The organism is Pseudomonas sp. S10E 269 (assembly GCF_002798465.1).
GTDB lineage: Bacteria > Pseudomonadota > Gammaproteobacteria > Pseudomonadales > Pseudomonadaceae > Aquipseudomonas > Aquipseudomonas pergaminensis.
This window is the reverse complement of record NZ_PHIJ01000001.1, coordinates 1,006,928-1,022,838: the sequence shown is the minus strand read 5'-3', so window position 1 is coordinate 1,022,838 and position 15,911 is coordinate 1,006,928. Positions and strand designations below refer to the sequence as shown.

Annotated in this window: 7 protein-coding genes; 6 read left to right on the top strand and 1 reads right to left on the bottom strand. The window is 61.7% G+C overall.

All coding sequences use genetic code 11. The annotated features are described in order from the left end of the window. Positions 1-342: 342 nt before the first annotated feature. The 5 genes from CWC48_RS04805 to CWC48_RS04785 all read left to right on the top strand — a co-directional run bounded on the left by CWC48_RS04805 (position 343) and on the right by CWC48_RS04785 (position 6,065). Positions 343-840, top strand: a complete 498-nt coding sequence (locus CWC48_RS04805; RefSeq protein ID WP_078047077.1) for a CS1 type fimbrial major subunit — start codon at positions 343-345, stop codon at positions 838-840. Between the two features lie 129 nt (positions 841-969). Continuing rightward, positions 970-3,489: a TcfC E-set like domain-containing protein gene (locus CWC48_RS04800; RefSeq protein ID WP_100491421.1), complete on the top strand. Its 2,520-nt coding sequence runs from the start codon at positions 970-972 to the stop codon at positions 3,487-3,489. A 60-nt stretch (positions 3,490-3,549) separates the two neighbouring features. Further along, positions 3,550-4,287 (top strand): pilus assembly protein, encoded by a 738-nt coding sequence (locus tag CWC48_RS04795; RefSeq protein ID WP_078047079.1) that lies wholly within the window; start codon positions 3,550-3,552, stop codon positions 4,285-4,287. Positions 4,288-4,316: 29 nt separating this feature from the next. Then, the gene (locus tag CWC48_RS04790; protein ID WP_100491420.1) at positions 4,317-4,802 is read left to right on the top strand and encodes a CS1 type fimbrial major subunit; all 486 of its coding nucleotides are present in this window, start codon (positions 4,317-4,319) and stop codon (positions 4,800-4,802) included. A gap of 12 nt (positions 4,803-4,814) precedes the next feature. Further along, positions 4,815-6,065, top strand: coding sequence for a hypothetical protein (locus tag CWC48_RS04785; protein ID WP_100491419.1), 1,251 nt, complete (start codon positions 4,815-4,817; stop codon positions 6,063-6,065). On the opposite strand, the gene CWC48_RS04780 is transcribed toward CWC48_RS04785, so the two are convergent. Next, positions 6,062-11,101, bottom strand: a complete 5,040-nt coding sequence (locus CWC48_RS04780) for a dermonecrotic toxin domain-containing protein (RefSeq protein ID WP_177409473.1) — start codon at positions 11,099-11,101, stop codon at positions 6,062-6,064. The two genes, CWC48_RS04785 and CWC48_RS04780, sit on opposite strands and share 4 nt — an antisense overlap. A 176-nt stretch (positions 11,102-11,277) precedes the next feature. On the opposite strand from CWC48_RS04780, the gene CWC48_RS04775 reads away from it, so the two are divergent. Further along, on the top strand, positions 11,278-15,903 hold the full coding sequence (locus CWC48_RS04775; protein WP_100491417.1) for a dermonecrotic toxin domain-containing protein: 4,626 nt from the start codon (positions 11,278-11,280) through the stop codon (positions 15,901-15,903). Positions 15,904-15,911: the final 8 nt, after the last annotated feature.

Below are 15,911 nucleotides of genomic sequence, written 5' to 3'. Positions count from 1 at the left end.
CTTTCAGCGGCGTGTTATTACCTGATTTAAAGGGCGTGTAATACCATTCCCTCAGAGAACTTCGTTAATAAAACATTCTCATTAAGTGAATGTAGTTCATTTCTTACAGATGCATTTTAAGTTTTGGCTAAATGCCATCTTATTCCTATTAAGTTGATCGGCACCAAGCTACGCAATACAAGGCGTTTGCCTGCTTACTTGTCATTTCAATCGCTGGATACTTGTCGGGCGTTTGAGTGCGGGCAACGGCTTGCCTCAATGCAAGTAATTGGAAAGTGCAAGCTCCCTACTTTCTAGTTGTTACCCGAAATCGTGAATTATCAACAAAACAGGTATTGAACTATGTTCAAAAAAATTGCCGTAGCGGCATCGTTGGTTGCGGTCGTTCTGGATGCTTCCATAGCCCTCGCTGCGGATGACGCGCGTAGCACCGTCAACATCGTCGCCGACATCCCGAACAAGCAGTTCCACGTCAAGCCGCGCAACCCGGACTTCGGTAAGAACGAGGTCATGAACTACAACCCAGTGAGCGGTGAGCTGAGCGGCCTGCGTGCGACCTTCGATGTGAAAAACACAGAAGGCTCGGTGCATGCCTTTATCGAAGGGGGTCCAACGGCTGCGGCGCTCTATAACGGTAGCGAAACCATCGCGCTGACCAACACTTTCAATGGCGTTGTGCTGACTGCCACCCCGCAGGAAGTGGTCGACGATCCTCAATCCACCCCCGGCACCCAGGCCGACCTGGTGGTCACTCCCGCCAAGCCGCTGGATACCCAGAACGGCCTGTTTACCGCGGCCTACACCCTGATGTTCTACTCCGAGCCACGTTCGGCGCCCTAAGCACCACCGTGTAAATCACCGCCTTTGATCGCGAAGATCAGGGGCGCTTGGTGTAAGGCCGGCCAGCCGTTCTGGCTGCCGGCCTTGTTTATCTCGTGCCAACTTTCAGCATTAACGAGTATTGCGCTCATGTTTTCGAAGACGTCAATTGCAGGTGCGCTGGCGCTCATGGTGAGTGCCAGCGCGTTGGCTGCCACTGCGCCCGGCACAACACCGGGAAGTTTGTTATCGCAGTCCAAGGGGTTGCCAAAAGATTTCGAAGAACACTTTTTCGATGTGCCGTTGGCAGTTCGGGTAGAACTTGATCAGCAGTCACTGGGTGAAGCCATGATTGTGCTTGGCCGGGATGACCGTATTACACTGCTGGAGTTTACCGATACCGATGAAAGTACCGTATCCGCTGCCGAACGCGGCCGTTGGGAGCAACTATTACAACAGGGCATGCCCCTGGGTAATTGTGAGCGTAGTTGCCCTGCGCAGTTACTGGCGGTGCATTACAACTTGCAGGAATCCCTGGTCTCGATCCTCACGGAAAACGTGGAGCGCAACGCCCAGATCAAACGTTACTACGACCAACCCGAGGCGGGTAGCCTGGGCTTGATCGTCAACAACCAACTCAATCTCAACGGTGGCCAGGACGAAGATGTCGGCGGCCGTTACGGCCTGGAAGCCAGCGCCAGCCTGGGTAACTGGACCCAGGCACTGAACTTGCAGGTCTCACGTTTTGGCGGTGGCGACACGTCACTGCGCCATGCCGTGCATGAGCTGTATACACAACGCGAAATGGAAGGTCGCTTCCTGCTGCTGGGCTATTTCATGCCCGGCTCCAATGGCCTCACGCGCCAGATCCGCTCCTTCGGCGCCAACCCCGACACGGCCGTAGGGATGATGTTCGGCAGCTCCGACAGCTTGCTGATCAACAACCCCAAGCCCAGCGTCTACCCGATCTACGTCACCGCCAGTCGCCAGGCCTCGGTGGAGATCTACCGCAATGGCCTGCTGATCAACAGCCAGCCGGTCGCAGCCGGCTTGCAGTCCATCGACACACGGCCGCTGCCCGGCGGCATCTATGACGTGGAAGTGCGCCTGGTCGAAGATGGGTTGGTGACCTCCACCACTCAGGAGCTGGTCTACAAGCCCAACAACTGGCGCAACGCCGACGAACGCTGGCGCTACAGCACCTTTGTTGGGCGTGAAACCAAGCTGTTGAGCAACTGGGAAGAACAGTCCACCGGGTTCATCACTTATGGCGCCGGTATCAATTACCTGGCGCACCCTCGGGTGATTCTCGGGCTGTCTACGCGCAAGGTGCGCGAAAAGATGCAGTTTGGCAGCTCCATCGACTGGAGCCTGGCCAACAACTCCAGCCTGTACGCCAATGTCTACCAGACCCAGGACCACGGCACCGGTATGGACGTGCAAGGTATGCACAGTTACGGCCATGGCAGTGTGGTCGTCAGCCACAACCGCAGTTGGCTCGACACCCGTCGCACCTACGAGACCTTGCCCGACGGCACCCGGCTGCGCCCCACGCGCGTGTTCAATGGGCGCACCAGCAATTCCTCGGTGTCGGTCAACCATCGCCTGAGCAACAAGAGTTCGATCAGTTCGCGCCTGGCCTACAGCGAAGGCAATGTCGAAGGGCTGGGCCTGGACCTGGGTTGGAACCAACGCGGCAAGTTTCTTAATAGTGATGCCAACTGGCGGTTCTCGGTGTTCGATCGCGCAGCCACCGCCAGCACCGGTGACAAACGCAATCGCGGGGTCGATTTGAGTGTCAGCGTGGCCCTCGGTGCCCCCGGCGAGCAGTGGTCAGCGAGTATCGGCAGCCGCACTGCCCGCGACGGCAGCCGTGATAACAACGGCTCGCTGACCTACCAGCGCACCCTGGACGATCACCTGCTGCAAAGCGTTTCAGCCACGGTGCTGACTGATACCTACGGGCTCGGCTTGTCCGGTCGCGGCAGTTTCGCCACCGATGCGTTATACGGCGATGGGTTCGTCCAGCGCTCCTCGTTCAACGGAAATCTCACCGGTGGCCTGAACTTGAGCAGCACGGTGGCGGTGGGCGGTTCAAAAATAGTCATGAGCAGCCAGTCCCAGGGCCACGGCGCTGGAATGATCGTGGATGTGGAGACCGACCTGGATGACATCCAACTGCGCGCCGACGACTTGAGCGGCGGCAGTTCGGTCTTGCGTCCAGGCCGTAATTTCGTGCCGATCACCGCCTACAAAAGCAGCACGCTCGCGTTCGATTTCGACGGCAACCATCCGCCCGCCGCGAGCATCCAGCCGGCGCGCAGCAGTTACCACTTGAACAAAGGTGGCGTGGACTACCGCCAGATCCGTGTGATGAAAACCGTAACTGTGCTCGGTCGCCTGCTCGACGCCCAGGGCAAACCGCTCAAGGGCCATCACGTAATCAACCACGCCAGCCGTGGGGTCAGCGAGGTGGACGGGTTCTTCTCCATGGAAATGAGCGCCAATTCACCGACCCTGGAAGTGCGCTACGCCAACCAGTTGCTGTGCCAGTTCCGTCTCGACCCGAGCCAGGGCCGGCGCGAAAGTGATGTGCTGATGATCGGGGACTTGCGCTGTACACCGGACTCCCTGGCCGAAGCCATTTCCCGCGCCGGAACTGCGGGTTGACGGTTGCGTATGACTCACGGGCCGCAGTCGGCCTCCCTGCACTACATGAGGTAGCAAGTAATGAAACGTTTAGGGTTATTTGGGGTGTTGTGCCTGTTTTGCCTGGGTGGCCAGGCGACGCCGAAGATCCATGTCGGCGTGGTCTACGACTACATGGACGCCGGCAAAAGTACCTACATGAAGCGGGTGTTCAATGGCGGCACGTCCACGGCGTTCGTCAAGGTCAACATCCTGGAGATGATCTACAACGACGACGGCACCTTCCGTGAAGTGCCGTTGCAGAACCAGGCCGACGCCACTGCCCGCGACGGCCTGATGGCCAGCCCGGCGCGCTTGATCGTGCCCGCCAATGGCACCCAGGGAACGCGCTTGCTGTTCATGGGCAACCGCGACAAAGAACGTTATTTTCGCGTGCGTTTTGTGCCAGTGGTGCCGCAGACCGAAGATGAATTTGCGATCAGTGAACAGGAACGCGCCGAGTACAAGGATAGCCTGGCGGCGGGAGTGCAGATCCTGGCCGGCTACGGCACGGTGTTTTTCGTGCGGCCCACCGAAACCCGCTTCAACAGCGAGATCCAGAACGACGCGCGTCGCTACGCCCTGCGTAACAACGGCAACAGCGTGGTGGTGATCGATGAGTTCAAGGATTGCGCCGCCAACAACCAGGACTGCCGCCCGACCACTAAGTACCATGTGATGGCGGGTCGCTCGTTCGGCTTCGACAAGGAGCCGGGGCGTGAATACCACTTCAGCGTGATTGAAGGCACCGAGACTAAAAAAGTCGAGGTCAAAGGCTGATGACGCCTCGATCACCACAGGTGAAAACCATGATCAACGCACGGGCGCTTTTCGCTTTCATTATCGTCGGCCTGCTGCCCGCCCCAGGGTGGGCGGCGGTCGAACGGGAAACCTTCGAGGTTTACGTTAACATCCCCACGCCGCAGTTCTACGTGCTGCCGGTGGACCCGCAATTGGTGCAACGCGAGCAAGTGCTGAACTACAACCCGGTCATTTCCGAGTTGAGCTCGCTGCGGGCGCCGTTCGATGTAAAGAACACCGGCGGTGCCATTGGTGCACGCCTCGAAGCCGAGCCTTTCCTCTACAACGGCAATGACCGGATCGACCTGCGGGTTACTTTCAATGGCCAGGAGCTTAGCCTGGACCACACCGAAGTGGTCTCCGTCCTCGATGCCAAACCCGGTAAGCGGGTTCACCTGGAAATCGCCGCCATAAAGCCCCAGGACGATTACCGTCCGGGGCGTTATTTCGGCACTGTGCACATGGTGTTCGATGCCATTGCCCCGCGCTTTTAAGGAACTGTCGTCATGAAAGTCGTGCCGTTTTTGCGAGTACTGTACGGACCTGGCCTTGCCGCTGCTGTCTCGATGCTGCTGGTATTGCCGGCCCATGGGGCGGTGCAGGACATCACTGCCAGTTTTCGCCCCGACCCCAGCAATCCGATGGTCAATGAGTTCGTCAATACCACGCCCCAAAGCGGGATTTGCCCGGGGCATATCCCGGCCTATTGCAAAGCTAACGGGCTTTTTACTATCCGGACTTCCGATTTGCTTGCCACGGCCAGTCGACCTATCCTCGCCAACCACGAAAACCCTCGCGATGGCGCCATGTGGAAGGTGCCCTCGGAGTGGCGTGATCTCGAGGTCACGCACAGTGAAACCGGGCAGACCGAGACCGTGCAGATGCGTATTGCCGGAATCGGCCATCGTTGGGATGTGCGGCCGAATGTCACTGTGTGGAGCCGTCCGGATGATCCGGTCTGGAACTGGTACCGCCAGTGGTTCCACGCACCGGCCCCGTGTCAGGGGATCAATTATTTAGCCAGTGCGAACACCTATTTGTTGTTCTTCTGGCTGGTTCCCGAAAACGCAGGCGTTTGTAATCGTGTGCCGGGGCAGGACATCACACATTTTTGGTTTTCGACTACGGAATACGCCTATTCGCTGAGAACCCCCAATCCTCTGGCCATGGCCAGCGGCGAATACACCGGCAGCCTTACCTACAGCGTGGGCCCGGGTGCCGATTTCGACTTCGGCGATGTGATTATCCCGAATGACAACGCACTGACCTTCAACTTCACCCTGACCGTCGACCATCACCTCAAGGTCGAAGTCCCCCCAGGCGGCCATCGTATCCAACTGGAACCCCAGGGTGGCTGGCAGGGTTGGTTGCAGAGCGGGCGCAAACCCACGCGCCTGTTCCACGACCAGACCGTCAACCTGTGGACCAGCACCGCCTTCAAGATGAGCCTGGAATGCGGCGACCCGTTGGGCAACACCTGCAGCGTACGCAACGCCGCGGGTCACCAAGTGCCGCTGGATATCGCCGTGACCTTGCCTGCAGGCCTGAGCGATAGCGCCGGGCGCCCGGTCAGTCGCCTCCCGCTGCGCCTGGATGGCAGCGGCACACAGCTGTTCCGGCCGAGCCGTTATGTGGATCGCAAGCCCAGCACCCTGCACTTTGAGATACAGGCCGACGGCGTGTCACAGATGCTCGACCAGAACAGCGGCAATGCCTATTCCGGTACGGCCACGGTCGTGTGGGACTCTGAGGTCTAGGGTTCCAGCCCCTCCGGTAGGATGACCAAGGCGTTCGATGTGAGCTGTCGGCGCAGTTCTTTTTCTTGGTGGGCCAACTGGTCGAACAAGCGCCGGTAAGTGCTGTGGGTCATGGATGACCCAGTCAGCACGTCGCTGTGAGGCACGCCCAGTTCATCGGCCAGGTCGGTGAGGGTCTGCTTGAGATTCGACTGGGTCTGCGCCTGGGCCCAGGCGTCTTGTGCATCGCGCAGGTCTTCGATGCGCAGGGCTTTTTCCTGGAACTGGCGGGTATTGAGCGTCAGCTCATCGCCGTAAGTATCCTCCAGGTACTTATCCCAAAAGCCCACCGCAAGGGTACGGTCGACCAGGCCATCACGCCGTTCGGCATTGATGATGCTCTGGTGCACGCGGGCGATCAGCGCGTCGTCTACACCGGCGGTTTGACGATAGACCATGTGTGAAGACAACCAGGGCAAATGCAGGTCGTGCTTGAGAGCGGTCTGCAAGGCCGCGTACACCTGCACTTCATCAACGCTGCCCGGCACGCCGTCAACCACGTCGGTGGTCAGGCGCAGTCCCAGCCCCCCGCGCTCGGGTGGTGCAAGGCGGCGGGCGACTTCCTTGCGGGCCGCTTCGTTGACCAAGTCCAGACGTGCGGTCTGGCGGGCCAGTAGGGCCAGGCGTCCGGCAAATTCTACCGACGTCAATCGTGGGCGAGCGCGGTGCAGCTCGTGCACCAGCGTCTGGATCCCCATGTTATTGAAGATTTGCGCGCTGGCGTCGGCACAGTTGCCGGGGGTGCTGGTCATGCTGAAAAAGCGTGTGCGCAAGGCGTCGTCGGCGTGCATGGCCTCGAGCATGCGCCAGACGTTTTCAGTCAGTTGCGGGAGGTTGCGAATGTAGTCCAGGCCGTCTTCCTGGGTTTCGAACGCTTCTGGTGGCTGCAGGCTGCGGATCACCTCGAAAAAGCCTTGTGAACCGTGCTCCTGTTCCAGCTCGTCCCATAGCGCCTGGCGCCTGCGCCGTTGGGTAGTGCTCGTCATTTCGTCAATCCAGAAGCGGCTGTCTTTTTCGCCTCTCGGCGGATACGTCCGATAGGGGTCAAGGCCTGCCCCCAGGCGATAGCTGACCATGCGTTCCTCGTCGTCCAGGTGCAGGTGGTTACGGTCTAGCCGGGTACGCGCCACCACCTCGGCCTCGGGTTGCCAGGGCAGGAACTGCGGCACGTGCCTGACCTGAGTATTTTGCAGGTCGAGTACGAAGTGCTCGGACCGTGGGTGATCAAACAGGCCGGTGGGCCATTCGGCAATGCCGGTTCCGGCCAGGTGCAGCTCACGCAGGTGCGGCATGCCGCTGATGTCGGGGGCGGTGGTCATCTGCCGGTGATGGCTGAGGTCCAGGGCCCTGAGGTTACGCAGGCTTTTGAGCTGCTCCAGGCTGGCGCTGTTCCATTGCATCGGGTTGTCACCCAGGCCCAGTTGGTTGAGGCGTGGCATGCCGGTCACCGCCTTGGGCAGCCGGGTCAATTGGTTTTGGCTCAGGTCAAGTACCCGCAGGTTGGGGAACAAGGCCAGGAAGCCGTCATGGGTGTCGTTCAGGCCGCTCTCGTTCAGGTTCAGGCCGGTGATGAATTCAAATGGCAACTGCGGGTTGGGCGACCCATGCAGGTGCAGGCCCAGGGGCCAGCCTTCGAGGTCGAGGATGCCACCGGTATGGCTTTCGCCAAAAGTGTCGGTAAAGCCGCCGGACACATTTTCCCAACTCTGGCGAATCGCCCGAGACAGGTGCGAGCGCATCAACCGTTCGCCTTCCTGGGCTTCGCGGTCGCCGCCGTTGTAGCGCGTGGGGGATTGCACCCAGTTTTCCAGGTGTGCCAGCAGCGCCTTTTTTTCACGTTCAAGGTCTTTGAGGGCCTGCTCGCCTTCGGGTGAATTGTAGGCCTGCACCCGCTCTTGGATGGCCTCTTCGTGCATCCGGGGGTAGAGCGCCTTGATACGGTCTTCCAGGGACGGCGGCCCGATGCCCAGCAGTTTGCTCGCCCAGCGGAACCTGGGTTTTTGCAGCAGTTGCTCAGTGGTACGGGCCACGGCGGGTGGCGTGGGCGGGATGTCCAGGGCGGTACGACGTTCCTGCAGGGTTGCCAGGCGCTCCATCAGCCAGGTTTGCAACGCGGGCGCGTCCTTCCATGCCGTAGGGTTCGGCAGCGCATGCAAAAGGGTCGCGTAGAGGTCGCTTGCAGGATTGAGCAGGTGGCGCTCGTTGTCGTAAAGCGTGTAGCGGCCTTGGGGATCGCGCACCAGGACGCGGACCTGCCGAGCGTCGTCCGGGCCGGCCGCACAACGAAGCTCGCCGAGGGCGCTGTGTTCGCGTATCTCCACGCGCAAGTCGGCGAAGGCATCGCTGTGAAACTTCAGGGTGTTGAGCAACATGCGCTCGGTGTCGAGGGTAAGGTGGGCTGGGTGGTAAAGGCCTTCGTGGGCATGGCTGGCACGTGCGTCAATGGCCAGGTCGCGGGCCAGGTTTTTCATGCGCAAAGGCAATTGGCTGTGCTCGTCCATGCGTTTGAGCTCTGAGGGCCGAGCCTGCTCCAACAGCGTGTGAGCCAGGGTTTTCGGCAGCGTCGGCACTGCTTGGCGCACCACCACCTGGCGTGCGCTGGCCGCGTGTTCGCTGGCGTTGTACAGGTACTCGAATACCGAACGGTGGCGGCGGGTGAGCAGGTCGGCCAGGTGATTGCGCAGGGCCGTCACCCGCTCCGCGCGCGTGGTCGGTAGCGGGCCCAACAGCGCCTGCAACTGGGGTTCGTCAAGAACGTCCACGATCTGCTCCGCCAGTTGGCCTTGGTTGAGTGCCTGGCGGCTGATGGCCAGGGTGTCGGGTGCATCGGCCTCGCCGTAGTGCAGGTGCGCGCCCGTCAGGCTGGTGTCTTCGTACACGCGGATGGCCTTGCTCGCCGGCCAGCCGGGCAACTCGGTGGCCAGGTAGGGGCTCCAGTAGGTGGGGGAGTCGGCAGCCTCGCCGGTGCGCAGGCGCTGGGCCAATTGCTCGGTTTCGCGGTTGAGACGACAGCGTTTCACACTGTCGAGCAGCAGTGGCGGCGGGGAGCTGTTGTCCACATACAGGCCACGCAGCACCCCAGGCTCAGTGCCGCTGTTGCAGCGGATTTGCTCCAGCTGCGGATCGTCCAGCGCGTCGGTCCAAGGGCCCAGGCGCCGCATCAACTTGGGTGCGTCCCAGGCTCTGGGATTTTCCGCCTCGTGGGTCCAGGCGCCGTGACCATTGTGTTGCACCCGCGGTGCATAGGCGTCCTCGCGGCTGGGGTGGCGGATGCGGTGGGCGCCATTTGCCGGGTCGACCGTCACCGCGTAGTGCTCGCCATCGAGGGGCAGCAGGCGCTTGCCGTCATGGGTGTGCAGGCCGAGCGTGTCGGGTGAGGAATCGGCTGGCAGCGCCAGGTTTTTTTGTGCGTAGGGGCGCAGGTCTGGGTGCCACAGGCGGGTCTTGCCTTGCACCTGCACTGGCTTGAGCTGGTTGACGAAGGGCGAAGGGATCAGCTCGACCAGTTTACCGGCGGCGCCGAATGTCGCCAGCTCCACCGCTTCGCTGAGTATCCCGAGAAAATGGCCGGCCGCTTCCAGTGCCTGGCCCTCTGCCAACTCAACCACGCCTTCCACCACTTCATCGAGCAATTGGTAGGCGGTATAGGCCATCATCAGTTCCCCCAGGAACGGTACGAACGGGGTGATCACCATGAGCGCCGCGTTGAAGATCTGCGTCACCATCTTGCTGACATTGTCCCACCAAGCCCAGCGCGCGCGGCTGTCGACATCGTTGGTACTGACGGCGAGCTGTCGCGCATCGTTGAGGATCTTGTTGAGTTTTTGTTGGTAAAGCTGTTCCCACAGGTCGCCCGTGATTGGCAGCGCCGCGTACTGCAGGCGTGGTTGCGTCACGGGTGTGTCGCGCCAGCTCGGGCTTGGGTCGAGCGGGTCCTGGCGACGATGCCACTGCACGCGGCTCAGGCGTTGTTCGAGGTTGGCAAAGAACGCCCCGCGTTGCCCGTGGTCGACAAAATGGCTGAAAAACTGGCGATAGCTGGGTGTGCGCAGTTTGTCGGTCAGCTCGGTCATGAACGCCTGGGCGTTGGGGTAGTCCTTGACCGGGCTGTGCGGGTCGTGGGGGGTATACACGATCACCCGCGCCACTTCGCTGGCCCGGTCGAGGTCGACAGCGATCAGCAGGATGCCGGTGAGCAGGCTGTCCATCATCTGCAATCGATACGACTGCATCACCCCGCGCTGGCCCTGCGCAATGCGTATCAGCAGGTGAAAGGTGGCCTGCGTGATGTCCTTCCTGGCTAAAGCCATATGGACCGCGGCAGCAAACTGCGCCTGCTGGCTGGCGACGACCTGGGCCTTGAGGCTGTCTTTGTCCGCTTGTTTAGGCGGCAACAAATGCTGCTGCAGGTGCCGTTGATACTGGGCGCCCAGGTCCAATTGTCGGCACAGGGCGGTGAACTGCGCAATGCTCATCTGCTGTTTGAGGGGCTTGAGGGTGAAGTGGCCGCGGGCGTCGGGTGGGCTGATGTAGCTGGAGTCGTCGGTGAAGTGCTCATCCTTGGCAAAGTTTTGCAGGGCGGCGTCCAACAAGGACACACTGCGGCTGGTGACGCCCTGGATGAACGTGCCCTTGACGTTGTACAGGAACAGGAAGGTGTCCCGGACGCTGGCGTCCACGCCGTACTCTGTCTTGAGCGCCTGGGTCAGCAGCGGTTCGGCGAAGGCATATACGTCCTGGACCTGTTTGAGGCGCTTATCCACCGTATTCTGGGTGACCCATGCCTGGGCGTTGGCCGTCTTGAGGCTGGCGTGAGCCTGAGGTGTCCCGCTATGAGACCAGGGCGCGAGGTCCAGGCGGGCCTTGCGCAGTGCCTCGACCCTGGCCGGCGAGGTGGACAGCAACCAGGGAGGAATCTTGTGCTTGATCAGTTCGTAGTGCGGGCCTTTGTCCTCGGGAGGAGTGGCGCCGGGTGCAGGGTTAGGCAGGTGGGGCATGACGGATGACCTGATGAAAGGAGACAAGGTCATCAGGCTATGTCGCCTCAGGTCAGGACGGGGCAGTAGATAAATCTGGTGCTGCGGGTTTTCTGGGGCGTGCGTGGTAACTGTCTAGGGCCTTGGCGGCGGTACGAGGGGCTAGCGTGGGGGATCAACCCGACGGAGATACCCGGATGCCCCTCGCCGCCAGTGCCCTGCGCCAAGCGCATATCGAACAGATCGAAACCTTGTTCAACGCCCCGCCGTCCTTGTTGACCGTGGCCCTGGACAGTGCCCAGGCCTACCTGGACCGCTATTTCAGTGGGCGTAACGAGCACGCCGGATTGCTCCATATCGCGACCCCCGAAGATCAACTCGACGCGGGGGCCTGGCACTATGCCTCGTTACCGCAGATGGTGGTGGAACGTTTGGCGGCTGCCCGGCCCGTGTTGTTGGTGCAGGACTATCACACGGTGGTTCGGCGCGTACGCGAGGTGTTTGAGCCCGGCGGGCCTAGCCTTGCCGAGCTGGAGGTAATGATCAACGAATGCGGTACCTTTCTGCTGGAGGCTTTTGCCCAGCGATTGCAGGCGTGGTGGCACGAGGCAATGCCCGTGGACATGGTGCGCTGGGGGTATTTGTCCGACGAATTGCTGGCGCTGTTCTACGATACCCCCATGCCGCCCGGCATGAGCCCGGCGCGCTTCGCCGAGCTGTTTCCCAAAACGATGCTGCGCCCGACCCGGCCCGACCGTCAGTGGAGCCTGCACAGCGCGGTATTGCGCGTGCAAACGCTGCACCTGTGGCAAAACCAGTTACGCACGCTGCCCTGGCTGCTGTTTGAGCGGACCCTGGCGCAGGGGGGGACGTCTTCGCTGCTTTACAACCCGGCCTTGGGAATCACCCCCATTGAGGACATAGACGATATAGGGGGGGTGTTGGCTGCCGAGGTGGAACCGTCACCGGCAGGGCAAGTCGCACATTGGTTTTCCCGGCCGGTGGAGGGTGACCCCTTCGACGCCTTGGCAGCCAGTTACCTGGAGCGGCAATTGCGTGACCTCGACCGCATCGACCGCCGGTTGCCACGAACAGCCCAGGCTTGGCAACAGTTGCTGAACGACATCACTGACCCCCTTCATTGGTTTGTCGCGCGCCTGAGTCCGCTCCAACAGAAATTGCGTGCGGGTTTGCCGTTGTGGCTGAGCCAGGCCGATGCCACCGACAGTGCCGCCTGCGCTCAATTGCTGCGCGGCTGGGTGCTGACCGGTCATGCCGAGGGCGCACACGACTACCTGGAAGGCATCCCGACGATCGAGCAGTTTGCCGTCGAGCAATTGCAGGGGTGTTTGCAGCAGCAGCCGGTGACGGCCAAGCTGAAAGCACAAGAGATCAGCATCCGGTTCGATCGCGTGATTGGCGCTGCCGTACCGCTGCCGGGCGGCTTCATCGCTGGAGAAGTCGAACCCGTCACCGTGACCCTGGTGCAATTGGCCCTGGAAAACCTCGCCGGCTTTCCCCATACGCCCAAGTCGATCAGCCTCAAGGGCGAAAAGGCCCCGCCAGGGCTGACATATAACCTGCTCAGCGCCTGCATCAAGCAGGTCGATATCGGGCAATCCTATCCGCTGTTGCTCAAGCGCAAGCTGGTGGACGACGTATCTGAAGCCACTCGACGCCAGCGGTTGTTCAGCCGGCAGCTGCGTAGCCAATTGCCGCTGCTCGCTTTGGAATACAAGATCCAGGGCCTGCACGGCCTGACTCTTAACGGTTTCCTGCGCTTGCAGGCCGCGTTGCAGGCTACCCCGGTCCAACGCCTGCTTGATGGACAAGCCATGGCCCTGTGGCCGCTGGCGTTCCGGGCTGCGCCCGATCAGGTGGCGGACGTGGTTGCCAACCAGTTCATTATCGGGCCACAGGCCGGGCACGAAGGACCGCACCTGCTGTACCGGCCGCTGCTGAGTCCAACGCTGCAGGAGTATGAAAGCCTGGCGGCGTTGTTAGAGGCGATCAGGGCTACGGGCGAATTGCAAGATCAGGTGCTGAGCTGGATAGATGCGCGGCGCCAGGCGATCTATGCCAACGGTGGTTTCATCGAGCCGCACATCCGGCACTTTTTACCGTCGGATGAGTTCACGGTCTACACCAAACCGGCTCCGGCACACCTGCACAAACAGGTGGCGGACGGCGATCCGGCGCAACAGGTCTTCGTTGCAACCGCTGAGGCACTGGTAACCCTGGCCGACCGCCAGTCGCAGTCCAATACCGAACAGCGCTGGGCCTCCCTGAAACAGCTCGGTTGGCTGCTGTTCACCAACCTGCTGCCGCTCTTGCGTGGGCCGGCGGCGTTGGCCGGTTGGCTGCTGCAGTTGAGCGATAGCGTGCGAGAGGATCTTCAGAGCCTGCACAGCAGCGACACCCAGGCACGAGCCGCCGCGGTCACGGACATGCTGGTCAACCTGATGGCGGTGATGGCGCATCAGGCTGCCCCCCATGACGTGCAGCGCCATCTGGACCTGGAGCATCCGGCGTTTGCGCCATTGGCCCGCGCCGAACCGGTGCCTGCCGCGCCAGTGCGGGGGAGCCCCCCGGCATCATTCAGTGCGCCGCTTGGCTGGGCCAATGCACGGGATACCCTGATCCCGGCCATGCAGGCGCGGCTGACGGCCTTGAGCCTCAAGTCGCAGCCCACCCCCGACTACCTGAAACAGGCTGAAGCCAGCGGCCCTTTGCAGGGGTTGTTGAAACCCGCATCGGCTGTCGGCGGGTACTGGCAGGCGCTGGTACGCGGGCGGGTCTATCGCATTCAGATCCAACAGGGCCGGGTACGGGTGGTCAGTGCCACGGGCGAAATCCTCGGGCCCTGGCTCAAACACCTGGGCAACGGGCGTTGGGACATCGACCTGGGCCTGCACCTGCGTGGCGGTGCGGCCGACTATGCCCTGCAGGACGCTCGCCAGGCAGCGAGTACACAGCGCGAAAGCCTGAACCGCGATTACCAGCAGGCGCGCCAGGACCAGATGCGGGCCCGCCAGGCGATGGCGGTCGCCCGTGCACTGGTCGAACAGCCGGAAGGTGCTATTGATGAGCCACGTCGGGTGCAAGCCCGGCAGCGTTATCACCAGGAAGCCGAGCACGCCCTTGATTTTGCCCAGAAGGAACTGCGCACCCTGCGCGCGTTGCGCGAATTGGCGCCGCGACCGCGTTATGAAGAAGAACTGTGCAGCGCCCTGGAGTCAGTCGTGCTGGGCACGCAATTGCTCAGTTCCCTCACCCGCGAGCAGATGGTGGCAGTCAATGCACGGCTCGATCCGGTGTTCAAATTGTTGGAGGACGAAACCGAGGAAGAGGCTCAGTCGGACATCAACCGCCAGGCCCACGAGCAGTTGGGACAGGGCCTGCGCGAGTTGGCGACGCTGCATGACAACGCCATACACTGGCGCACCCTGGAGGACCGTCACCTTGACCAACTGCTGCGTGTCCCCAGGCTCGGCCGCGACAAGGCCGAGGCCTTGACGGCAGGCTTGCCCCCACGGCCATCGGTGCAGGACCTGCAAGCCCTGCAGTTCACCACGTTGTGGAGCATCGCCATCGATGTGGCAGGCCCGCCTTTGGAGGACGCCTTCTTCGACAGCGTCAGCGAAACCATCAACCGGGCGCGCCGGGCCAACCGTTCCATGGCGGACTTGCGTCACGTGCAGGTCACTGACCAGGAGCGCGTCGAATTGCTGGAGAGCATTGACCAGGTCTACGCGCAAACCGACGATCAGATCGAATTCTGGCGGGCCATGGAGCCGGACAAGTTCAACGTGGATTACCTGCAAAAACTCCAGGCATTGCTGACACAGCTGCATCTGTACATCGAGGGCCAACTGAGCGACCTGTCGCAGTCGGCCGCCAAGTCCAGGCCACGGACCAAGCCGCCCGCACCCGTGCCAGGGGCAAGGCGCAAGAAGATCATCCGCACGCGTAACCGCGACCTGTATGTTGCCCAACTGAGCGACCTGCCGTCCGACCAGCCAGCGGCCGAACTGCGTGACCCTTCGGGCCAAGTCATCGCCGCTTTCACCGAAGCCGAAGACGGCGTGTGGGATGCCCAGCCGACCCCCCCACGGCGCCACCCCAATCGGGCATTGAGCAGCCTGATGGAAAAGGGCGAAGCCTTGGTGGCCACGGTTGATAAAGCCATCAATCAGGTAAAGGGCATGATCCCTAGCGTCAACCAGCCGTCGAGCCTGCAATACCTGCTGGAATCCCAGGCCACCCGTCGACGCTGGGTGGCCGAGGACATCAACAAGAAGCTGAGTATGCTCGACAGTGCGCGGCTGGCAGTGGTGCAACAGGCCAATGCCCGGGCCATGGTCAGCCGCTTGCACGCCTCGGTGGCGAGCCTGGAGGCAGCCGGCCTGGAGGCTCGCATACGGGCGAGCAAGGCACGGCCGATCACCCAGGACACGCTGGAGTTCCTGCATCGCCACCACGAGGTTCGGATAACCCGGCGCGGCGGGCGGGTGGCGCTCAAGGGGCACCGCGACGACTACCTGCAGGTCTATGCCGTCGCCGATGCCGCGAACGGCGAAGCGCTGTGTGTTGCCCATTTCCATTACACGACGCAGAAGGCGTTGGACGATCATTTCGTGGCCGCCCACCTCAAGCGTCCCGAGCAGGAACACCTGGGCCGTCAGGACCAGGCCGAAGTCGAGGCGGACAGGTTTGCGCGTATTCGTCGCGGGCAGACTGGTCAGTTGGAACCTGTGCTTCAGATCGAACGTCAAGCCATTTCTCTGGCCGTGGCCAGGCGTCTGTTTTTCAGCCTCGACTGAGGCCCGGG